The sequence below is a fragment of the Kingella potus genome (assembly GCF_900451175.1).
Lineage (GTDB): Bacteria > Pseudomonadota > Gammaproteobacteria > Burkholderiales > Neisseriaceae > Neisseria > Neisseria potus.
This window is the reverse complement of sequence record NZ_UGJJ01000002.1, coordinates 518,849-540,305: the sequence shown is the minus strand read 5'-3', so window position 1 is coordinate 540,305 and position 21,457 is coordinate 518,849. Positions and strand designations below refer to the sequence as shown.

Annotated in this window: 12 protein-coding genes; 8 read left to right on the top strand and 4 right to left on the bottom strand. The window is 58.2% G+C overall.

Annotated elements, in window-relative coordinates; genetic code table 11:
* Positions 1–243: 243 nt before the first annotated feature.
* The 3 genes from DYE40_RS09080 to DYE40_RS09070 all read left to right on the top strand — a co-directional run bounded on the left by DYE40_RS09080 (position 244) and on the right by DYE40_RS09070 (position 3,235).
* Complete coding sequence (locus DYE40_RS09080; protein WP_115308770.1) at positions 244–834, top strand: hypothetical protein; 591 nt, start codon at positions 244–246, stop codon at positions 832–834.
* A 93-nt stretch (positions 835–927) separates the two neighbouring features.
* Positions 928–2,058: a bifunctional diaminohydroxyphosphoribosylaminopyrimidine deaminase/5-amino-6-(5-phosphoribosylamino)uracil reductase RibD gene (ribD, locus tag DYE40_RS09075; protein WP_245944094.1), complete on the top strand. Its 1,131-nt coding sequence runs from the start codon at positions 928–930 to the stop codon at positions 2,056–2,058.
* Positions 2,059–2,611: 553 nt separating this feature from the next.
* Positions 2,612–3,235: a LysE family translocator gene (locus tag DYE40_RS09070; RefSeq protein WP_115308769.1), complete on the top strand. Its 624-nt coding sequence runs from the start codon at positions 2,612–2,614 to the stop codon at positions 3,233–3,235.
* 447 nt (positions 3,236–3,682) lie between these two features.
* Here the strand turns inward: DYE40_RS09070 and DYE40_RS09065 are convergent, their stop codons facing one another.
* Positions 3,683–5,095: an alanine/glycine:cation symporter family protein gene (locus tag DYE40_RS09065; RefSeq protein WP_115308768.1), complete on the bottom strand. Its 1,413-nt coding sequence runs from the start codon at positions 5,093–5,095 to the stop codon at positions 3,683–3,685.
* Between the two features lie 168 nt (positions 5,096–5,263).
* Between DYE40_RS09065 and DYE40_RS09060 the strand changes: the two genes are divergently transcribed.
* The 5 genes from DYE40_RS09060 to nadD all read left to right on the top strand — a co-directional run bounded on the left by DYE40_RS09060 (position 5,264) and on the right by nadD (position 8,403).
* The gene (locus DYE40_RS09060; RefSeq protein WP_115308767.1) at positions 5,264–5,770 is read left to right on the top strand and encodes a hypothetical protein; all 507 of its coding nucleotides are present in this window, start codon (positions 5,264–5,266) and stop codon (positions 5,768–5,770) included.
* Positions 5,771–6,039: 269 nt separating this feature from the next.
* On the top strand, positions 6,040–6,486 hold the full coding sequence (gene hpaR, locus DYE40_RS09055; protein ID WP_115308766.1) for a homoprotocatechuate degradation operon regulator HpaR: 447 nt from the start codon (positions 6,040–6,042) through the stop codon (positions 6,484–6,486).
* A gap of 162 nt (positions 6,487–6,648) precedes the next feature.
* A complete protein-coding gene (gene hpaC, locus DYE40_RS09050) occupies positions 6,649–7,146 on the top strand; it encodes a 4-hydroxyphenylacetate 3-monooxygenase, reductase component (RefSeq protein ID WP_115308967.1) in 498 nt (165 codons plus the stop codon).
* 55 nt (positions 7,147–7,201) lie between these two features.
* Positions 7,202–7,780 carry a beta-class carbonic anhydrase gene (locus tag DYE40_RS09045; RefSeq protein ID WP_115308765.1) on the top strand — a complete coding sequence of 193 codons (579 nt, stop codon included), beginning with the start codon at positions 7,202–7,204 and terminating at the stop codon, positions 7,778–7,780.
* Positions 7,777–8,403 carry a nicotinate-nucleotide adenylyltransferase gene (nadD, locus tag DYE40_RS09040; protein WP_115308764.1) on the top strand — a complete coding sequence of 209 codons (627 nt, stop codon included), beginning with the start codon at positions 7,777–7,779 and terminating at the stop codon, positions 8,401–8,403. Before DYE40_RS09045 ends, nadD begins: the two co-directional genes overlap by 4 nt.
* Positions 8,404–8,668: 265 nt before the next feature.
* On the opposite strand, the gene DYE40_RS09035 is transcribed toward nadD, so the two are convergent.
* From DYE40_RS09035 to DYE40_RS09025, 3 genes are all read right to left on the bottom strand, one after another.
* A complete protein-coding gene (locus DYE40_RS09035; RefSeq protein ID WP_244733500.1) occupies positions 8,669–9,073 on the bottom strand; it encodes a murein L,D-transpeptidase in 405 nt (134 codons plus the stop codon).
* A 36-nt stretch (positions 9,074–9,109) separates the two neighbouring features.
* A complete protein-coding gene (locus tag DYE40_RS09030) occupies positions 9,110–9,634 on the bottom strand; it encodes an outer membrane protein assembly factor BamE (RefSeq protein ID WP_115308762.1) in 525 nt (174 codons plus the stop codon).
* Positions 9,635–9,710: 76 nt separating this feature from the next.
* On the bottom strand, positions 9,711–21,422 hold the full coding sequence (locus DYE40_RS09025) for a YadA-like family protein (protein WP_115308761.1): 11,712 nt from the start codon (positions 21,420–21,422) through the stop codon (positions 9,711–9,713).
* Positions 21,423–21,457 lie beyond the last annotated feature (35 nt).

Here is a 21,457-nt window from a genome sequence, read left to right as displayed (position 1 = left end):
ACGCGTTCTCTGTATTGCCGCAATTCGAAACGTCCCCAAGCAGCATAAAACGCGTGCGCGGCTGCGCCACACACCCTGCAAAAGGCAAGAGAGGCCGTCTGAAAACGCGCTGAAAACGCGTGCGGCTTTTTACGCCGTCCGAGCCATACTTTCAGACGGCCTCATGCGCCGCCATGCGGATAACATGCGGATAATTTGTTATACTGCCCGCCCCGAAAAACAACCGTACAGATAGAAACCGCCATGAATATCCGATCCGCCGCCATTGCCGCCGCCGCCCTAATTGCGCTGGCCGCCTGCGAACACCAGACATCCGCGCCGCAGGCCGAAACCGCCGCTTCCGCAGCGCAAAGCGCGTCCGCACCCGCACCCGAAACGCAGCCCGCAGCCCCCGCCGAGCCGCAAACCCTTACCAGCCGCGACGGCGCGGTAAGCATTACCGTAACGGGCGGCTTCCAAGACCAAAGCGGCAATGCCGCGCTGCTGCCCGAAGGCGCGTCGGCCGAGGAAGTAACCCTGCTGCAACGCGACGAAGACGCAGACATCACGCTGTCCGTTACCGATTTGGGCAAGCCGGCCAAGCCCGCCAAAGACTACTACGCCGGCCTCAAATCCGCCCTCGAAGCAGGCGGCCTGTCCGGCCTGAAAGTGGGCGCGGCCACGGAAAACCGTATGGACTATTCCTTCTCCTATCCCGAAGGCGGCGGCGAAAACTGCATCGCCGTTTACCATCCCGACCATCTCTACACCGTCTGCGCCGCCAGCGCGTCCGCCGACAGCGGGCGTTTGGCCGAAACGCTCAAAGACGTGAAGCTGCTGAAAACGGCGATGTAACGCCCGCTTTCCGCCGAAACCGTCCGCAGAGGCCGTCTGAAACCTTTTTTCAGACGGCCTCTGCCGCAACCGAACCCGAGAGGCCGTCTGAAAATGTCCTGCCAACCGCCGCCCGCTTTCTCCGACACCGACCGCCGCCATATGCGCACCGCGCTCGCGCTCGCACGCGAAGGCCGCTTTTCCGCCAGCCCCAATCCCCGCGTCGGCTGCGTGATCGCACGCGGGGAACAGATTGTCGGCATGGGTTTCCACGTCCGCGCCGGAGAGCCGCACGCCGAAGTGCACGCCCTGCGGCAGGCGGGGGAACTCGCACGCGGCGCAACCGCCTACGTTACCCTCGAACCCTGCGCCCACTACGGCCGCACGCCGCCCTGCGCCCAAGCCCTGATTGCGGCCGGCGTGTCGCGCGTGGCCGCCGCCATATCCGACCCGAACCCGCAGGTGGCGGGCAAGGGTTTGGCCATGCTCGAAGCGGCGGGCATCCGCACCGGATGCGGCCTGCTGGCCGCCGAAGCCCGCGAGTTGAACCGCGGATTTTTATCGCGCATCGAACGCGGCCGCCCCTTCGTACGCCTCAAATGCGCCGCCTCGCTCGACGGCAAAACCGCGCTTTCCGACGGACGCAGCCAATGGATTACCGACGAAGCCGCCCGCGCCGACGTGCAGCTTCTGCGTGCCGAAAGCTGCGCGGTGCTCTCGGGCATCGGCACGGTGCTGGCCGACGACCCGCTGCTCACCGTACGCGCCTTTCCCGTTGTCCGCCCGCCGGTGCGCGTGATCCTCGACAGCCGCCTGCGTCTGAACCCGTCCGCCAAAATGCTTGCCGATGCGTCCGCGCCGCTGATGGTGCTGACGGGGGAAACCGATCCCGCCAAACACTCCGCCTTCGCCCGTTTCCCCCATGCATCCGTCCATGCCGTGCCGCTGCGTTCGGACGGCCTCACCGACCTGCCCGCCGCCCTCGCCCTGCTGGCACAACACGGCATCGGCGAAGTGCTGGCCGAAGCGGGCGCGACGCTCGCGGGCGCGCTGCTGCACGCGGATCTGGCGGACGAAATCGTGCTGTACCAAGCCGCGAAAATCCTCGGCACGCCCGCACGCGGCCTGTTCGCCCTGCCCGAAGATGCCGCCGCGCTGCACGATGCGCCGCGCTGGGAAACGCGCTCGGTCGAAATGCTCGGCAACGGCGTGAAATGGGTGCTGCGGCGGACAGAGGCCGTCTGAAAAACGTAAGGCGGCAAATACGTCCTGTGCGGGCGCGGTGTAGGGTGTGCCGCCCAAAAGCGGCCACGCGTCCGTATGTGTTGCCGCAAATCGGGAAATCTCACAGCAGCAAAACGCGTGCGTCGCTGTGCGACACACCCTACAAAACGGCGAGAGGCCGTCTGAAAAACGTAAGGCGGCAGATACGTCCTGTGCGGGTACGGTGTAGGGTGTGCCGCCCGAAGGCGGCGCACGCGGCCGTATGTGTTGCAGCGAATCAGAAAATTTCGCAGCAGCAGAAAACGCGTGCGTCGCTGTGCGACACACCCTACAAAACGGCAAGAGGCCGTCTGAAAAATGGAAGGCGGCAGATACGTCCTGTGCAGGCGCGGTGTAGGGTGTGCCGCCCAAAAGCGGCCACGCGTCCGTATGTGTTGCCGCAAATCGGGAAATCTCACAGCAGCAGAAAACGCGTGCGTCGCTGTGCGACACACCCTACAAAACGGCAAGAGGCCGTCTGAAAAACGTTTTTCAGACGGCCTCGGACACAGAGTAATAAGAAAGGAAACAGGCTGTGGATTTTTGGTATGGCTTTTGGCTGATTACGGGCATCCATCTTTTGGCGGCGGTGTCGCCGGGGCCGGATTTCGTGCTGGTGTCGCAGCAGACGCTGACGCACGGGCGCGGCACGGGGCTGTGGTGTGCGGCGGGCATTGCGGCGGGGCTTGGGGTGCATATCGCCTATTCGGTGGCGGGGCTGGCGGCGGTCATCGCGTCGGCGGCATGGCTGATGACGGCGGTGAAAATCGGCGGCGGTCTTTATCTGGTGTGGCTCGGTATCAAGGGGCTGCGGGCGAAGGCGGCGGGGGAGGTAACGGAAATCCGCGTGCAGGATGCCGCGCCCGTGGCGGCGGGTGCGGTGTGGCGCAGGGGCTTTTTGTGCAATCTGCTCAATCCGAAAGCTCCGGTGTATCTGGTGTCGGTGTTTACGGTAGTGCTCTCGCCCGCGATGCCGCTGTCGCAGCTGGCGGCTTACGGGCTGTGGATGGCGGTGTTGCAGTTTGGCTGGTTCGCGCTGGTCGCGCTGCTGCTGTCGGTGCCGCGCGTCAACCGCAGCTTCCGCAGGGCCGGGCATTGGATAGACCGCGTGCTGGGCGCGGCCATGGCGGTGCTGGGCGTGAAAGTGATGACGGGTTGAGCGGCCGGCTGGCGCATTTCCGTGGCGCAAACAATCACGCGTTGCCCGACAGACAGAAAACGTGTGCGCGGCTGCACCGTACAACCCACGCGGACACAATGTAGGGTGTGCCGCCCGAAGGCGGCGCACGCGTCCGTATGTGTTGCCGCAAATCGGGAAATCTCACAGCAGCAGAAAACGCGTGCGTCGCTGTGCGACACACCCTACAAAACGGCAAGAGGCCGTCTGAAAAACGTAAGGCGGCAGATACGTCCTGTTCGGGTACGGTGTAGGGTGTGCCGCCCGAAGGTGGCGCACGCGTCCGTATGCGTTGCCGCAAATCGGAAAATCTCACAACAGCAGAAAACGCGTGCGTCGCTGTGCGACACACCCTACAAAACGGCGAGAGGCCGTCTGAAAAACGTTTTTCAGACGGCCTCTGCGCGTTTGCGGATTACAGACGCGGGTTTACCAAATATCGGATTTGATTTTCCGTTTCAGGCTCGGGTGTTCGGAGAGCTTGAATTCCGGCTCTTTGCCCATGCGCAGCTTGGCGGTGTAGTCTTTCAGCAGCAGGAACACCAGCGGCGAAAGCAGCAGGATGGCGATGAGGTTGATGAGTGCCATGATGCCCATCGTCATATCCGCCATATCCCACACCACGGGCACTTTGGCCACCGCGCCGAAATACACCATAGACAGCACCGCCATGCGGAACAGGGCAACGGTGAACCAATGTCCGTTGACAAACTGGACGTTGGATTCGGCATAGGCGTAGTTGCCGATGATGGTGGAAAAGGCGAAAAGGAAAAGCACGATGGTGAGGAAGTCGGCACCCCATGCGCCGACATGGCCGACGATGGCCGCCTGCGTCAGCTCCACGCCGCTGAGGCCGTCGGGCGTGCTGGACAGCAGCACGATAAAGGCGGTGCAGGAGCAGACGATCATGGTATCGACAAACACGCCCAGCATCTGAATCATGCCCTGCGATACGGGGTGTTTCACATCGGCGGCGGCGGCGGCATTGGGTGCGGAACCCTGGCCGGCCTCGTTGGAATACAGGCCGCGCTTGATGCCCTGCTCCATGGCTATCGAAATCAGGCCGCCGAGAAAGCCGCCGCCGGCCGCGTCAAACGTGAAGGCGTTGCCGAAAATCAGGCCGAAAACGCGCGGCACTTCGCCCAGATTGGTGGCAACGATGTACAAAGCCATCAGCAGATACAGCACCGCCATCACCGGCACCATCATTTCGGCCACGCGGGACACGCGGCGGATGCCGCCGAAAATAATCGGTGCGGTGAGGATGACCAGCGCCACGCCCACTGCGTGTTCGTTCCAGCCCCACGAGCTTTTGGCCGCCACCACCATGGTGTTGGCCTGCACGGCGTTGTACACCAGCCCGAAACAGAAAATCAGGCTCAGCGAAAAGGCCACGGCCATCCAGTTTTGTTTCAAGCCGCTGCGGATGTAGTAGGCCGGGCCGCCGCGAAAATGGCCGTTTTTGTGGTCGCGGATTTTGAAAAGCTGCGCCAGCGACGACTCGGCAAAGGCCGAACTCATGCCGATCAGGGCGGTTACCCACATCCAAAACACCGCCCCGGGCCCGCCGTTGGCAATCGCAATCGCCACGCCGGCAATATTGCCCACGCCGACACGGCTGGCCAGGCCGGTTACAAAGGCCTGGAAGGGCGTGATGCCGTGCGGGTCGTCCACCGCCTTGCGCCCGCCGAGCATCTCGCGCACGCTGCGGCCGAACAGGCGGAACTGCACAAAGCCCGTGGCCAGCGTGAAAAACAAGCCCGTGCCCAACAGCAGGAAAATCAGCCCGTTCCACAGAGGGCCGTTCACTTCGTTTACAAATTTATGAATTAAATCAATCATACGAAAGCCTCGTTTTCAAAACCGCCGGCCATCCGCCGGCACACAAAGGGGCGCATTGTAAATGGATATTTTAAAAATTGCAGACAATTTTACACAACACAAAAGGCCGTCTGAAAACGGTGCGCCGTTTCTGCTAAACTGCGCGCCGTTTTTTCAGGAGGATACGCCATGCGTTTCATCTTCGCCCTGCCGGTGTGGCTGATGCTGGCCGACATGGCCTGCACTTTCGTACTCAATGTGATGCAGAGCTTCGCCTCCGGCCGCAAAACCGCGCCGCGTTCGGACGGCCTGCCCGTGTCGCCCGAAACCGCCTTCGACGGCTTGCAGGTGCTGGCCAACGGCGGCATGGTGCTGGTCATCGGCTACGGCCTCTTCGTGCTGCTGCGTCTGAACCGTACCGTGCCGCGCGGCGAGGCCGTGCCGCTGGGCGTGGCCGCCACGCTCGGGCTGCTGGCCGTGCTGTCGTTTTCGCTGGTGTCGGTATGGGAATGGGGCTGGGCATTGGCGCGGCTGGCGGGCGGCGAACCCGCCGTGTCCGCCGCCAACCCGCGCTATCTGGCAGCAGCCGTGTGCCAGCCGCTCATCGCCTTCCTGTGCCTGTGGCGGCTCGCCGGCTGGTACCGTATCGCCAAAAGGCAGGAGAAAGCGGCGGATGTTTACGGCGCGGCGCAATAGACGGCTCAACGCACAAACCCGCCGGCCAAATCTTTTTTCAGACGGCCTCTGATAGAATAAATTGATACAAAGCAATGCAATACGGCACGCTTTAAGCCACCAACCCTTGCAGCCTGCTACACGGCATACGCGGAACGCACGGCACAACCGTTTGCCGCCGTCTCAAAAAACACACATTGCTTTTATGCAAAGTGTATTTTTTTGGCGCAATCGGTTAAAATAAACATTATTTACTAGATAACGGACAACCAAGCAAAAGGATTACCGCAATGGGCAGCGACAAACACAATTCCATCAACATCACCATGTTGCAGGCACGGGACGTACTGCTGTCGTACCTCCGCCCGATATTCAACGGTGCGGGCATTACCGACCAGCAATGGCGCATCATCCGCCTGCTCGCCGAAAACGGCACCATGGATTTCCAAGACCTCTCCGTCCAGGCCTGCATCCTGCGCCCCAGCCTCACCGGCATCCTCAACCGCCTCGAACAAAACGGCCTGCTCATCCGTATGAAACCCTCCAACGACCAACGCCGCGTCTTCCTCAAGCTCACGCCACGCGGCGGACGCGTCTTTGAAGACATCCGCACCCAAGTGGACAAATGCTACGAAGACCTCGAACAGCGTATGACCCGCGAAAAAATGCACAGCCTGCACAACCTGCTGGCGGAAATGGCCTCCCTGAAAACACAAGATTCCGTACGGCAGCCCTAGGATTTGGCAGCGGCCAACGTTTTGCAACGCGGCAGCGTCGGGTACAATACCCGCCTGCCGCGTCCGCACGTCCGCCTGCGGCAGCCCGAAGCAAACAGGCCGTCTGAAAACACAAACAGCCGCGCCGCCCCGCAACCCGCCGCCGTACACACGAAACCCGCCATGTCCCACCCCCTGCAACTTCCCTTCCGCGATGCCATGTCCGTCTGTGCCGGCGGCGTACACGTCATCACCACAGACGGCTCAGCCGGCCGCTACGGCATTACCATGACCGCCGTCGCCCCCGTAACCGACGAGCCGCCCACCATCATGCTCTGCATCAACAAACAGGCCGGCATCGTCCCCGTCCTCCTGCAAAACCGCGCTTTGTGCATCAACGTCCTCTCCGCACACCAACAGGATGTTGCCGAACACTTCGCCGGCCTCACCGCCCTCTCCCCCGAAGAACGCTTCGCCTACCACATCTGGCACAAAGGCCGACAGGGGCAGCTCCAAGTCGAAGGCGCGCTCGCCCACCTGCACGGCACCATCGCCGAATGCAACGAAGTCGGCACCCACCGGGTTTTCATGGCCGAAATCAGCGAAATCGCCGTCCGTCCCCACAGTGCCGACACCCCCGCCCTCGTCTACTTCCGCCGCCACTTCGCCGCCCTCGGCTAAGCCTTTCAGACGGCCTCTGCCGCCACACAAACCAACAACAAACAAGGAACACGCCATGAGCGACACACTCAGAGAAATCCTCGAATTCAACGACAACTTCGTCGAGTCCGGCGAATACGCCCAGTTTTTCAGCGGCAAATACCCCGAACGCAGCCTCGCCATCCTCTCCTGCATGGACACCCGCCTCTCCGAACTCCTCCCCCACGCCCTCGGCCTCAAAAACGGCGATGCCAAAATCATCAAAAACGCCGGTGCCGTCGTCTCCCATCCCTGGGGTTCCGTTATGCGCAGCCTGCTGGTTGCCGTATACGAGCTGCGCGTAACCGAAATCATGGTTATCGCCCACCACGACTGCGGAATGCGCGGCATGAACCCCGACGAATTTCTCAGCAAAACCGAAGAATTCTCCATCCCCGCCGACCGCATCGACACCCTGCGCAACGCCGGCATCAACCTCGACAACTGGCTTACCGGCTTTACCAACGTCGAAGACAGCGTCCGCCATACCGTCAGCATCATCCGCCGCCATCCCCTCATGCCCGAATCCGTCGCCATCCACGGCCTCGTCATCCACCCCACCACAGGCAAACTCACCCCCGTAACCGACGATCCCGGCCACGGAGCGCAGGAATGACCGGCCGTCTCGGTCTCTTCGGCGGCACCTTCGATCCGCCCCATCTCGGCCACACGCATATTGCCCGCGCCTTTGCCGACGAACTGGATCTCGACACCGTCATCTTCCTCCCCGCCGGCGATCCCTACCACAAAGCCGCCCCCTCCACTCCCGCCGCCCACCGCCTCGCCATGACACAACTCGCCGCGCAGGCCGACCCGCGCTTTGCCGTATCCGATCTCGACACCGTACGCGGCGGCACCACCTACACCGCCGACACCGTACGCATCTTCCGCCAGCACTACCCCGCCGCCGAACTCTGGTGGCTGATGGGCGCAGACAGCCTGGCCGCACTGCACACCTGGAAAGACTGGCCAAGCATCGTGCGCCAAACCCGCATCGCCGCCGCCGCACGCAGCGGCTTTGCCCTGTCCGCCCTCCCCTCCGAACTGCACGCTTGGGCGGCGCAGGCATTAAACGACGGCAGCCTGCACCTGCTGTCCGCCCCGCTCTCCGACATCAGCTCCACCGACATCAGAGGCCGTCTGAAAAACGGGCAACATACCGGCGGTCTGCTCGATCCCGCCGTAGCCGCCTATATCCGCAGACACAAACTGTACGGCGGCAGCCCCGAAAACGTTTGAGGCCGTCTGAAAACCAGGTATCGGTTTTCAGACGGCCTCAAACACCGCAAAACACCTTTCTCCCGCCCCGCCGCCGCACCTGCCCGCGCCGGCGGGAGTTTTTGGTCGGGAAAATGAAACATCCATGGTTTCCCGCAAGAAAGTGCAAAACGGAAAAAGACCCTCTGCCCGCACGAGCAGCCTAAACGGCAGATAGGTTTTCCGCCCGCAGCCGCAGGCATCATCACTCCAACAGACAAAAAAACGGGGCTTGCGCCCCGTTTGTTCAGATTACTTCCAACACAAAATACTGCTTCAACTGTTCGTAAACATCGTCGCTGACATTGATGCAGCCATTCGTCATGATACGGTCGGCAGCAAGCGGCGATTTGATGCGTTCCAAACGGCGTTCCGAAGGCTTGAGCGTCCACACGCGGTGCAGGGCGAAGAGAAAATCCTTTTCCTGCTTAAAACCGATAATATCGCCGCCATAGCCGCGTTTGTCGGTTTTGTAGATTTTCATATCGAAACGACCCTTCGGCGTGGTTACGCCCACCAGTACAGGATGGCAGCTGCCGTTGTCGGCAAAACACAGTTCGGCGTTGGCCGTATCCACCACTACCCTTTTGCTCTGCTTGAAATCATCAATGCTGCCGGAAGCGGAAGCGGCGGCACTTCCCCCCAGCAGCATCAATACCCATAAGGCTTTCAACATATTCCGTCGGTCTTACTGGCGGATTTTCGCTGCCGGAGCAGCTTCTACTTCGCGAATGATGACCTGCGGCTCGGCGCGGGGCGGCTCGGGCTGCGGCGGCGGGCAGGCTGCCCCCTGCGGGAATACGGGATTCCAGTGGAAGCTGCGGGCAAATTTGTGTTTGTCGAAAATCACTTTGTACTGGCAGGTGGTAATGCCGTCCACACCGGAAGTGTTGTCGGGATCGACACCTACGCCCGGAGTGTAGAAGTGGAAGAGATAATCCCATTCGCGCACGCCGTACATACCTTCGTCATAGTGCGGACGGCCGAGAATTTTGTAGATGTCGTCTTTGCTCAAACCGGGACGCATTTTGTCCAGCTCGTCGTAAATGGGGAATGTACCTCGGTTTTTATTGAAAGTCAGCGAATAGGGCTTGGGGAAGACGGGGTTGTCGGTTGTTCCCTCTGCGGTAATTCGGCTTTTGGTGGCACAGGCGGCCAAGAGGCAGGCGGCGGCAACCGCTGCGCCGGTTTTCAGAAATCGTGTGCTTTTCATATTTTCAAATCCTTTAAGTTTAGTGGTTTTCAGACGGCCTCTGTAAAGAGGAGGCCGTCTGAAAACGTTTACGACATTACCATTGGTAGCCTACGGCAGCGGTGCCGCCGACATGGCCGCGCGAGTTGCCGGTTACCGTGCCTTTGATAATCCAGTTTCCGCCATCGGAAATGCTGGAATAACCGACTGCGTAACCGCTTTCGCCGCGATACACGCTGCCGCCGATGGCCATCATGCTCTTACCGGGCAGATAAGCCTGGGGCAGGCCGGCCACTGCCATTGCCGCAGCCGTACCGGCTTTGGAATCAGCCGCCACATCGTCAATTTTCTTGTTCAACTGGTTGCCCATGTTGACCACTTGGTTGTTGATGTTTTGGTTGATGGCCTGGTTGGTGTAATACAGCTGGCTGCCGTTGATGGCATCGGTGCTGGTGGCGGAGATGACACCTGCCGCTACGCCTTGTACCTGACGGGTTTCACCGGCATTGCCGACGCTGACGATACCTTTCGCATCGGCCACACCCGCAACATTGGCATCATTGGCACCCAAATAGGTGTAGTTGCTGCTGCCTGCCACGGCTTTGTGTACACCGGTAATGGAATCGGTGGTCGAACCGGTTTGGGCAAAGCTGCCGCTCTTGTTGCCCAAGAACACGGAGTTGGCCTTGGTGGCGGTAACGTTGCTGCCCACAACAAAGGTATTGTCGGTGGCAATCGTATTGTTGTTACCTACGCTGTAGCTGCCCGCACCGGTAATAACAGTCGGATCACCAAACGCACCGGAATTCGCGCCGGATACTTTGTTGCCCGTACCGATGGCAATCGAGTTCACACCCGTCGCCTGCGAACCTTTACCGATGGCGATACCGTTTTGACCGGAAGCCAGAGACTGGCTGCCCATCGCTACGGCATCAATGCCTGTGCCTTTGGCCTGATAGCCGACGGCAACCGCATATCTGCCCGATGCGCTCGAATCTTCGGTATTCGTAGCCTGGTCAATCTGGGTCTGGCCGTCATTCACATGGAAGAACTTGATACCTTGTTCGTTCATGTTTTTGATCGCTGAAATGACCGAATTGTTCACGTACTCTTTTTGTCCGGAAACATTGTAGGTTTTCAGAGCCACTTTACCGGCATTGGTCAGCTTGCCTGTATTGTCGACATACTGGTTGCTGTCGCCGCCCAAGGTCTTGCTGTAATTGTTGGAAATATTGGTTACGTTGTTTTCAACCTGGGTCAGGTCGCCAACGGTGGCCGCATTGTTCCATTCTGGAGCCTTATTGCCTTGAGCTTTGATTTGGGCAACAGTTTTGCCGTTCAGACCGCTGGCAACATTGGTAATCTGCTTACCGCCGTTGCTCAAACCGTTTGCAGTCAGGTTCACGGTGTTGTTCGGATTGCCCGCAGCCGGCGATTTGATGGTAACGCCGCCGTTGTTGACGGTAGTGTTGCCGGTAGTAACGCTGTCTACGTTCAAATCGCGTTTCAGGGCGACATTCACACCCGAAGCATCGGCTTTGGTCGTGATGTTGCTGTCGCCTGTTACCGCCACTTGGCTGCCCAGTTTCTTCACGCCGGTTGTACCGGTGTCGCCGGTAAAGGTCAGACCTTTGGTATCGAAGGCGTCTTTCGCAGCCGCACCTTTGGCAATGTCGTCTTTAGTTTTCTGCGACAGATCCACAGCATAATTGGTTACGTTATTGGCATTTTTGTTGCCTTTGGTAACAGTCAGGGCAGTAGATCCGGCAGAAACGCTCGCACCATCGGCATTAACGGTATAAATGCTCTGTCCGTTGCTGCCTTTGGTTTCGACAACGCTGGCGATATTGGTACCGGCTTTAACTTCGGTTTTTGCCGCTTTTACCTGACCTACGTTGGCCGCATCGGTGTTTTTCACACCGGGAGCAACGTTGGTAATCGCCTTATTGCCCGCATTGATGCCCCCGGCGGAAAGCGATACCCCGCCCGCTGTAAAGCTGTTGGCTTTCAGATCATTGGCGGTAGCCACTTTGTAAGTGGTGCTGCCGTCCGTATTCTTAGTCGGTGTTACGACAATATTGCTGCCCGCTTCAACTTTATTGGCAGCTTTTGCCGCTGCTTTATTCAGTTGGGAAACGTTAACCGCATCGGTATCGTCAACACCCGGGGCAACCTTGGTAATTCTGTTGCCGCCGTTGTTGAGGCCGCCCGAAGTCAGACTCACTGGCGATTTGCCGCCTACCGGTGTAATGGTTACGCCGTTGCCGCCAATGCTGGTGCTGTTGCCGGCCGCGTCTTTAAATCCGGCACTGGTCAGTCCGGTCAGCTCTTTGGCCAGTTTGACTTCCAGTTTGTCGGTACCGTCGGCTACTACGCCGATGTTGTTGTCGCTCAGCTTGGCCTTGTCGCTCACGCCGCCTTTGACATTGACGGTCTCGCCCAGTTTGCGGCTGACGTTGCCGCCGGTGTCGCCTGCAAAGGTCAGCGGGTTGTTCGCCACTTCGTACAGCTGGCCGCCGTTAATCGCGTCGGTGCTGTTTTTGCTCACTTCGCCGGGGGCAACGTTTTTAAGCTGTACCGGCTGTCCGGCATCTTTGCCTACCAGGCTGACGACGTTGGTCGGACCGGACGAGGCTTTGCCTGCCGCATCGGTATATTGCAGCGGGGTGTCGAAGCTGACTTTGGTTACGCCGTTTTTGCTTTCGACTTTGGCTGTGGTGCCGCGGCCGTCGGCAAAGTTGACGGTGTCGCCGTGGGTAACGAAGTCTTTGTCCGCTCCGTTGCCTTGGACGGTAAAGCCTGCGTTCAGTACGTCGCTGACGGTGGCGGCATTGTTGCCTTTGCCGTCCTTGGTCAGTGCGCCGCGGTCGTTATTGGCCGGGTTGGCCGCAGCCGCAGCCGTGTCGGCAAAGTTGCTCTTGACGTTGGCAAGGGTCATCGGGGCTTTGGTGCTGCCTGCGGCGTTATTCATGGAGGCAATCACGTCGCCGGCAGGAATCTCTGTGCCGCCTGTGGCCTGATCATAGAACTTGTTGCCGCGTTTGTACGCTTTGCTGCCGTCGGCTTTGGTGTAAACAACGGGTTGCGCTACGCTGTCGGCTATGCTCTGGCTGTCTACGTTGACGGTTATGGTGTGCTTGCCGCCTGTTGTGGTCTGGGCCGAAACCTCTGCCGCACCGGTGCCGACAAATTCTACTTCGCCTGCGTTTTTAACCTGGCCGTTGAAAGTTTTGGTCAGATTGCCGGTGGTCTTGTCGGAGCTGACTACCCAGCCCATGTTGGCCAAGTCGCCCGCTGTCGCAGCGCTGGCTTTCTGATCGGGGGTCAGGTTGGACAGATCCAGCAGTCCGGTTCTGGGCGTGCCGGCAGGATAAAGGTTCAATGCGGAAGCTACGCCTTTGACGGTGTTGCCGCCGTTGTTGAGGCCGCCCGAAGTCAGACTTACAGGCGATTTGCCAGCCGCTACCGGTGTAATGGTTACGCCGTTGCCGCCAATGCTGGTGCTGTTGCCGGCCGCGTCTTTAAATCCGGCACTGGTCAGTCCGGTCAGCTCTTTGGCCAGTTTGACTTCCAGTTTGTCGGTACCGTCGGCTACTACGCCGATGTTGTTGTCGCTCAGCTTGGCCTTGTCGTTTACGCCGCCTTTGACATTGACGGTCTCGCCCAGTTTGCGGCTGACGTTGCTGCCGGTGTCGCCCGCAAAGGTCAGCGGGTTGTTCGCCACTTCGTACAGCTGGCCGCCGTTAATCGCGTCGGTGCTGTTTTTGCTCACTTCGCCGGGGGCAACGTTTTTAAGCTGTACCGGCTGTCCGGCATCTTTGCCTACCAGGCTGACGACGTTGGTCGGACCGGACGAGGCTTTGCCTGCCGCATCGGTATATTGCAGCGGGGTGTCGAAGCTGACTTTGGTTACGCCGTTTTTGCTTTCGACTTTGGCTGTGGTGCCGCGGCCGTCGGCAAAGTTGACGGTGTCGCCGTGGGTAACGAAGTCTTTGTCCGCTCCGTTGCCTTGGACGGTAAAGCCTGCGTTCAGTACGTCGCTGACGGTGGCGGCATTGTTGCCTTTGCCGTCCTTGGTCAGTGCGCCGCGGTCGTTATTGGCCGGGTTGGCCGCAGCCGCAGCCGTGTCGGCAAAGTTGCTCTTGACGTTGGCAAGGGTCATCGGGGCTTTGGTGCTGCCTGCGGCGTTATTCATGGAGGCAATCACGTCGCCGGCAGGAATCTCTGTGCCGCCTGTGGCCTGATCATAGAACTTGTTGCCGCGTTTGTACGCTTTGCTGCCGTCGGCTTTGGTGTAAACAACGGGTTGCGCTACGCTGTCGGCTATGCTCTGGCTGTCTACGTTGACGGTTATGGTGTGCTTGCCGCCTGTTGTGGTCTGGGCCGAAACCTCTGCCGCACCGGTGCCGACAAATTCTACTTCGCCTGCGTTTTTAACCTGGCCGTTGAAAGTTTTGGTCAGATTGCCGGTGGTCTTGTCGGAGCTGACTACCCAGCCCATGTTGGCCAAGTCGCCCGCTGTCGCAGCGCTGGCTTTCTGATCGGGGGTCAGGTTGGACAGATCCAGCAGTCCGGTTCTGGGCGTGCCGGCAGGATAAAGGTTCAATGCGGAAGCTACGCCTTTGACGGTGTTGCCGCCGTTGTTGAGGCCGCCCGAAGTCAGACTTACAGGCGATTTGCCAGCCGCTACCGGTGTAATGGTTACGCCGTTGCCGCCAATGCTGGTGCTGTTGCCGGCCGCGTCTTTAAATCCGGCACTGGTCAGTCCGGTCAGCTCTTTGGCCAGTTTGACTTCCAGTTTGTCGGTACCGTCGGCTACTACGCCGATGTTGTTGTCGCTCAGCTTGGCCTTGTCGCTCACGCCGCCTTTGACATTGACGGTCTCGCCCAGTTTGCGGCTGACGTTGCTGCCGGTGTCGCCTGCAAAGGTCAGCGGGTTGTTCGCCACTTCGTACAGCTGGCCGCCGTTAATCGCGTCGGTGCTGTTTTTGCTCACTTCGCCGGGGGCAACGTTTTTAAGCTGTACCGGCTGTCCGGCATCTTTGCCTACCAGGCTGACGACGTTGGTCGGACCGGACGAGGCTTTGCCTGCCGCATCGGTATATTGCAGCGGGGTGTCGAAGCTGACTTTGGTTACGCCGTTTTTGCTTTCGACTTTGGCTGTGGTGCCGCGGCCGTCGGCAAAGTTGACGGTGTCGCCGTGGGTAACGAAGTCTTTGTCCGCTCCGTTGCCTTGGACGGTAAAGCCTGCGTTCAGTACGTCGCTGACGGTGGCGGCATTGTTGCCTTTGCCGTCCTTGGTCAGTGCGCCGCGGTCGTTATTGGCCGGGTTGGCCGCAGCCGCAGCCGTGTCGGCAAAGTTGCTCTTGACGTTGGCAAGGGTCATCGGGGCTTTGGTGCTGCCTGCGGCGTTATTCATGGAGGCAATCACGTCGCCGGCAGGAATCTCTGTGCCGCCTGTGGCCTGATCATAGAACTTGTTGCCGCGTTTGTACGCTTTGCTGCCGTCGGCTTTGGTGTAAACAACGGGTTGCGCTACGCTGTCGGCTATGCTCTGGCTGTCTACGTTGACGGTTATGGTGTGCTTGCCGCCTGTTGTGGTCTGGGCCGAAACCTCTGCCGCACCGGTGCCGACAAATTCTACTTCGCCTGCGTTTTTAACCTGGCCGTTGAAAGTTTTGGTCAGATTGCCGGTGGTCTTGTCGGAGCTGACTACCCAGCCCATGTTGGCCAAGTCGCCCGCTGTCGCAGCGCTGGCTTTCTGATCGGGGGTCAGGTTGGACAGATCCAGCAGTCCGGTTCTGGGCGTGCCGGCAGGATAAAGGTTCAATGCGGAAGCTACGCCTTTGACGGTGTTGCCGCCGTTGTTGAGGCCGCCCGAAGTCAGACTTACAGGCGATTTGCCAGCCGCTACCGGTGTAATGGTTACGCCGTTGCCGCCAATGCTGGTGCTGTTGCCGGCCGCGTCTTTAAATCCGGCACTGGTCAGTCCGGTCAGCTCTTTGGCCAGTTTGACTTCCAGTTTGTCGGTACCGTCGGCTACTACGCCGATGTTGTTGTCGCTCAGCTTGGCCTTGTCGCTCACGCCGCCTTTGACATTGACGGTCTCGCCCAGTTTGCGGCTGACGTTGCCGCCGGTGTCGCCTGCAAAGGTCAGCGGGTTGTTCGCCACTTCGTACAGCTGGCCGCCGTTAATCGCGTCGGTGCTGTTTTTGCTCACTTCGCCGGGGGCAACGTTTTTAAGCTGTACCGGCTGTCCGGCATCTTTGCCTACCAGGCTGACGACGTTGGTCGGACCGGACGAGGCTTTGCCTGCCGCATCGGTATATTGCAGCGGGGTGTCGAAGCTGACTTTGGTTACGCCGTTTTTGCTTTCGACTTTGGCTGTGGTGCCGCGGCCGTCGGCAAAGTTGACGGTGTCGCCGTGGGTAACGAAGTCTTTGTCCGCTCCGTTGCCTTGGACGGTAAAGCCTGCGTTCAGTACGTCGCTGACGGTGGCGGCATTGTTGCCTTTGCCGTCCTTGGTCAGTGCGCCGCGGTCGTTATTGGCCGGGTTGGCCGCAGCCGCAGCCGTGTCGGCAAAGTTGCTCTTGACGTTGGCAAGGGTCATCGGGGCTTTGGTGCTGCCTGCGGCGTTATTCATGGAGGCAATCACGTCGCCGGCAGGAATCTCTGTGCCGCCTGTGGCCTGATCATAGAACTTGTTGCCGCGTTTGTACGCTTTGCTGCCGTCGGCTTTGGTGTAAACAACGGGTTGCGCTACGCTGTCGGCTATGCTCTGGCTGTCTACGTTGACGGTTATGGTGTGCTTGCCGCCTGTTGTGGTCTGGGCCGAAACCTCTGCCGCACCGGTGCCGACAAATTCTACTTCGCCTGCGTTTTTAACCTGGCCGTTGAAAGTTTTGGTCAGATTGCCGGTGGTCTTGTCGGAGCTGACTACCCAGCCCATGTTGGCCAAGTCGCCCGCTGTCGCAGCGCTGGCTTTCTGATCGGGGGTCAGGTTGGACAGATCCAGCAGTCCGGTTCTGGGCGTGCCGGCAGGATAAAGGTTCAATGCGGAAGCTACGCCTTTGACGGTGTTGCCGCCGTTGTTGAGGCCGCCCGAAGTCAGACTTACAGGCGATTTGCCAGCCGCTACCGGTGTAATGGTTACGCCATCTCCATTGGTAACGGTTTTGTTACCCTTACTGTCGGTTGCTGTAACGCTGGTTACGGCCAGATTATTTTTCAGACCAATCTGAACGGTACCTTTGCTGCTGACTTGGGTTTGGATATTACCGGTACTGTAATCAGTAGCGAACGCACCTGTACCCGTACCTTCCACAGCCAGAGTCGATCCCGGCTTGATGGCTTTATCGGCGGCCGAAACACCTGCCGCATCTGCGTTTGCCTTAATCGAGAAGCCTTTTCCGATTTCATTGGCAACGCTGTAAAGCTGACTACCATTGATCGCATCGGTGCTTGTAGCGGTAATCTCACCCGGAGCTACATGTTTGATCTGACGCTCTTCACCCACCTTGCCGACTGACACTTGATCGCCTGCTGCAACTGTACTACTGCCTGCAAAGCCGCCGTATTTGATGCCGTTTACTGTTGCATCGACAACTTTTGTTGCTCCGCTATCAGTCAGGCTGCCAGCACCCAATGCAACCGCATTGTCTTTATCAGCATTCGCACCGGCACCGATGGCGACGGATTTTTCATTCAAGGCTTTAGCTTTTGTGCCGATAGCAATAGCGTCTTTTGCATTTGCCTCACTTTGATCGCCGCCGGCAAAAGAGGATTCTCCGGCAGCAATATTGCCGACACCAAATGCCGAAGCACGATCGGCTTTTGCAGTTGCATAACGACCGACGGCTGCCGAATTTTTACCTTCTGCAACAGAACTCTGACCAAATGCCTGTGCGCCTTCTTTCATAGCACGGGTGTTGTTGCCAACGGCGGTTGTGCCCGTGCCTTTTGTAATGACATTATTACCAAGTGCCAAGGATTCCGTACCTTCGGCTGTAACGTCACTACCGATGGCTACAGAGTTGTCAGAAACCGCTTTGGCTTTCACGCCAATAGCGAGGGAATCTTTACCTGCTGCACCATCATTAGCGTAGTTGCTACCTGGGGCGGTTTGTCCAGAATTTACGCTGTAATAGCGTGTAGTGGCACCACCACCACCGGTTCCTGTGTTGGTAATGGTGATTTTTCCGCCGTTTTGGGACACATTAATGCCACTACCTGCTTCCAAAATCAGGGTTTCGTCGCCGATGATTCTCTTATCGGCCGCACCAGTTGCAGTAGACGGGGTATTGTCTGCGGAAGTACCTGAACCAGAATGTGCCACAGCCAAGTTGAAACCATTGTTCTTCAATTGCTTGAGATTAACCGCTTCATCATCGTTCTCGCCGGCTTTCACGTTAGCGATTTTCTTACCTCCGGCATTGATTCCGTTTGCTTGATCGATGCTGATGGGACCCACGGTTACAGTATTGAACTGAACTGCGTCTTTGGTTGAATAAATTACCTTGCCGTCAGCCGATTGTTTTACTTTCAGGTTTTTACCGGCAATCATTTCCACGGCTTCGCCGGGGTTGATGATTTCGCTGGGGGTAGAAGCAGCATCTTTTTCGCCTTCCCCGCCAACTGCGGAGGTTTTCAGGGTAAAGCCGCTGCCGTTGATTGCTTTGGCAATTTCCCCCGCGGTAACGAGCTTGCCCGCATCGGCAGGTATAGGCGCATTAACCTTACCTGTCGGCGAATTGCTCAATGCAACGGTATTCACACCCACTTTATACGGATCAGAGGCTGTGCCTGTGCCGCCCACGGTAACCGGGCTGCCGGCTGCCGCTTCGACTTTGCTTGCACCGCCGCCGGTACCTGTGGCATTGATGGTAATTTTCTTACCGTTTTGATTGATGCTGACATTGTCGCCCGCCTCAAAAGTCAGGGTGTCGCCGTCCGCTACGCTTTCTCCGGCAGTCAGTGTGCCACCTTTGTTCGGTACAGTCGCCACTTTGAAGTTTTGCATAGCAGTATCAGCTTTACCCAAGCTGGTTTTGGCATCTTGGGTCAGATCCACTTCATAGTTAGGCGCAGCGACCGTGCCTATATTCTTGGCCGTAATTTTGCTGCCGGATGCGGGGGTAACTTTGGTGGGCGTGGTGTTACGCACCAAATTAGCAACAGATTTCAACTGAGCCACGTTCACAGCATCGGAATCTTCCGTACCGGCAGCCACGTTGATGATTTGGCGGGTATCTTGTTGCGTACCGATAGAAAGCGCACCGGACGAACCTTTGACTGTTGCGGCAATATTGTTTTTATCGAGCTGGCTGGCAGCATCCAAGGCATAAACCTGATCCCGCGACACAGCCGCATCCGACACAGCCTTAACGTTAGTCGCATTGATAGTTTCGCGGGTAGCCTGCGCACCATAACCCAAAGCAATCGAGCCAGAGGCGGAAGTCGCGCTGCTGCCGCCGATGGCAATGCTGTTCAAACCGGCCGTATTGGCTCCATTACCGATGGAGATACCATTCTGCCTAGAAGAAACCGCGTTGTAACCAATGGCAGTAGAAGATTCGGCGGTGGCACGGGCGTTGGTACCCAAGGCAATCGAGTCCTTCTGCTCGGCGCGCGCCTGTCCAAGTGCAAGCGCATGTGAGCCGGCGGCATAAGAAGTATCGCCGATGGCGATTGCACCTTGTGAAGCCGTCTTGGACGTTCCGACACCACTAAAGGTTGATTCGGCTTCCACGGTAGCATTGCCGATGGCAATCGAGCTTGCGCCTTTTGCCTGAGCATTAATGCCGGCTGCCATTGCTTTAGTACCGGTTGCGCCGTTGTTGTTGTAGTTGTTGTCCGTGTCTTTGCCGTTTACATGATAGAAGTGTACGCCACCGCCGGAAGCGGAGATATTGGCAATCTGCGTTTGCAAGCCGTCGGCAACACTGTAAAGCTGACTGCCGTTAATGGCATCGGTACTGGTGGCGGAGATTTCGCCGGGAGCAACGTGTTTGATTTGGCGTTCGGCATCTTTCGCGCCGACGGATACTTGGTAGCCGGAAGCACCCACTTTGCCGGCGAAGCCGCCGTATGTGGTAGTGCCGACGGTGGCCGTGTTGATTTGCTTGGCTTCCGTAGCCGTGCTTGCGCCTGCACCCAAGGCCACAGCCTTGTCTTTATCTGCAGTGGCTTCCGTACCCAAAACAACGGCATCACTAACAGCAATCTTCGCAGCGGGCGCACCTTTCAGCGCATTTTTACCGATGGCTACGTTATTGCTACCCGTTACATAAGAACCTGCATTAACTTGGCCGAAGAAGTTGTTATTGCCGCTTGCACCCATACCCGCCTGTGTAGCCAAAGCAACGTTGGTGCTGCCGCTGGCATCTGCCAAGGCACTTGCGCCCAAGCCGATATTATGGCTGCCTGTCTTGGTGGCCACGCCAAGGTTTTTACCCGCGTTCAAGCCCATCAAGATGGAATCGTTGATATTTTGCGCACCCGTGCCACTGGACGAACCAATCATAATAGCGCGGGTATTGGTGTTGGATGTAGTTTCATCGGAAGTTTTGCCCGCATTCAAGCCAAGAGCGATAACTGCATCCGCTTTGGCAGCAGCACTCTTACCAATAGCCACGGAATTATTGCCGGAAGCGGACGAACTGTCGCCAAACGCGCTACCAAAGTCGCCCGCTGCTTTTGCCAAATGGCCGTAAGCAGATGCGCCGTAGGCAGCGGTGGAAGAATTACCCACAGCCGTACCCCAGCCCTTGTCTGTCGCATTTGCACCGTCGCCGACAGCAACAGTAGACTGACCCAAGGCCTTGGTGGCCTGACCCAGCGCGGTGGCGTTTGCACCCGAAGCTACGCTGTTGGTACCCATGGCAACGGAATTAGTGGTGGTGGCCTTGCTGTTCGAGCCGATGGCCACAGCACTCAAACCCTCCGCCCTGGTTTCGGTACCGATGGCTACGGCATGTTCAATGGCTTTGGTTTTCGCACCCACAGCCACAGCGGCCAAGCCTTCGGCATAGGCAGTCTGACCGATGGCGATAGAAGCATCGGATACACCTTTGGTATTTTGAGTGGTGAGTGGTGCGGTCGGATTAACTTTCGCATTACTACCAATGGCAACAGCATGCTCCGCCGCCGCCTGCACATCCACACCAATAGCCAAAGCATTGGTCTTTTTATTTGCATTATCCAAAGTAGTGCCAGTACCGATACGGATACTATTGGTCGCATTTGCGCCGTTTACACCCCTATCACCCAAACCAATAATACCGCTGTTAACATCCAAACGACCGCCCAACGACAAATTCGTCGCGCCGTTATTTCCAATACCAGAAGGCGTACTTTCACCGTAGAACAAAGCACGGTTGGTTTGTGTATCTTTTGCTTCAGCTTTTTGATTAGCACCAGCCGTACCCGTGCTCAGACAGGGATTCATACCGCCTGGTTGAAAATCGGGAAGCTGGGGAAAATGCGATTGTGAAGCATCCGGATTATAAACACCCGCACCAGGAACAACCGCATAAACATTGGTGCGGTTATTGCCATCCCAAATAGCGGCACAAGCAGTATCCGTACCGTCATTGACATAAATACCGGCAGAGGCAAACGTCTGACCCGCACCGGTCATCATAACTGCCGAAGCCATTGCACTTACAGCAAAGCGCGAACCACTAAAACCCAATGCGCCAACCACAGAAGAAGACGAACGCCCTGACTTGCCGTGTGCTTTAGCGATTTCCGCCACGGCCGTCCATGTATTGGTCGATTCGTTATAAACGGTACGATAGATTTTGTTCATAATATTTCCTTTTTGTTAAAAATTTTCCGCCGCCG

Excerpts from the sequence above, each read along its gene's own strand:
- hpaR (WP_115308766.1), top strand. The coding sequence starts at position 6,040 with ATGGGCAGCGACAAACACAATTCCATCAACATCACCATGTTGCAGGCA.
- DYE40_RS09060 (WP_115308767.1), top strand. The coding sequence starts at position 5,264 with ATGCGTTTCATCTTCGCCCTGCCGGTGTGGCTGATGCTGGCCGACATG.
- DYE40_RS09080 (WP_115308770.1), top strand. The coding sequence starts at position 244 with ATGAATATCCGATCCGCCGCCATTGCCGCCGCCGCCCTAATTGCGCTG.
- DYE40_RS09030 (WP_115308762.1), bottom strand. The coding sequence starts at position 9,634 with ATGAAAAGCACACGATTTCTGAAAACCGGCGCAGCGGTTGCCGCCGCC.
- DYE40_RS09045 (WP_115308765.1), top strand. The coding sequence starts at position 7,202 with ATGAGCGACACACTCAGAGAAATCCTCGAATTCAACGACAACTTCGTC.
- nadD (WP_115308764.1), top strand. The coding sequence starts at position 7,777 with ATGACCGGCCGTCTCGGTCTCTTCGGCGGCACCTTCGATCCGCCCCAT.
- DYE40_RS09065 (WP_115308768.1), bottom strand. The coding sequence starts at position 5,095 with ATGATTGATTTAATTCATAAATTTGTAAACGAAGTGAACGGCCCTCTG.
- hpaC (WP_115308967.1), top strand. The coding sequence starts at position 6,649 with ATGTCCCACCCCCTGCAACTTCCCTTCCGCGATGCCATGTCCGTCTGT.
- DYE40_RS09035 (WP_244733500.1), bottom strand. The coding sequence starts at position 9,073 with ATGCTGCTGGGGGGAAGTGCCGCCGCTTCCGCTTCCGGCAGCATTGAT.
- DYE40_RS09025 (WP_115308761.1), bottom strand. The coding sequence starts at position 21,422 with ATGAACAAAATCTATCGTACCGTTTATAACGAATCGACCAATACATGG.
- ribD (WP_245944094.1), top strand. The coding sequence starts at position 928 with ATGTCCTGCCAACCGCCGCCCGCTTTCTCCGACACCGACCGCCGCCAT.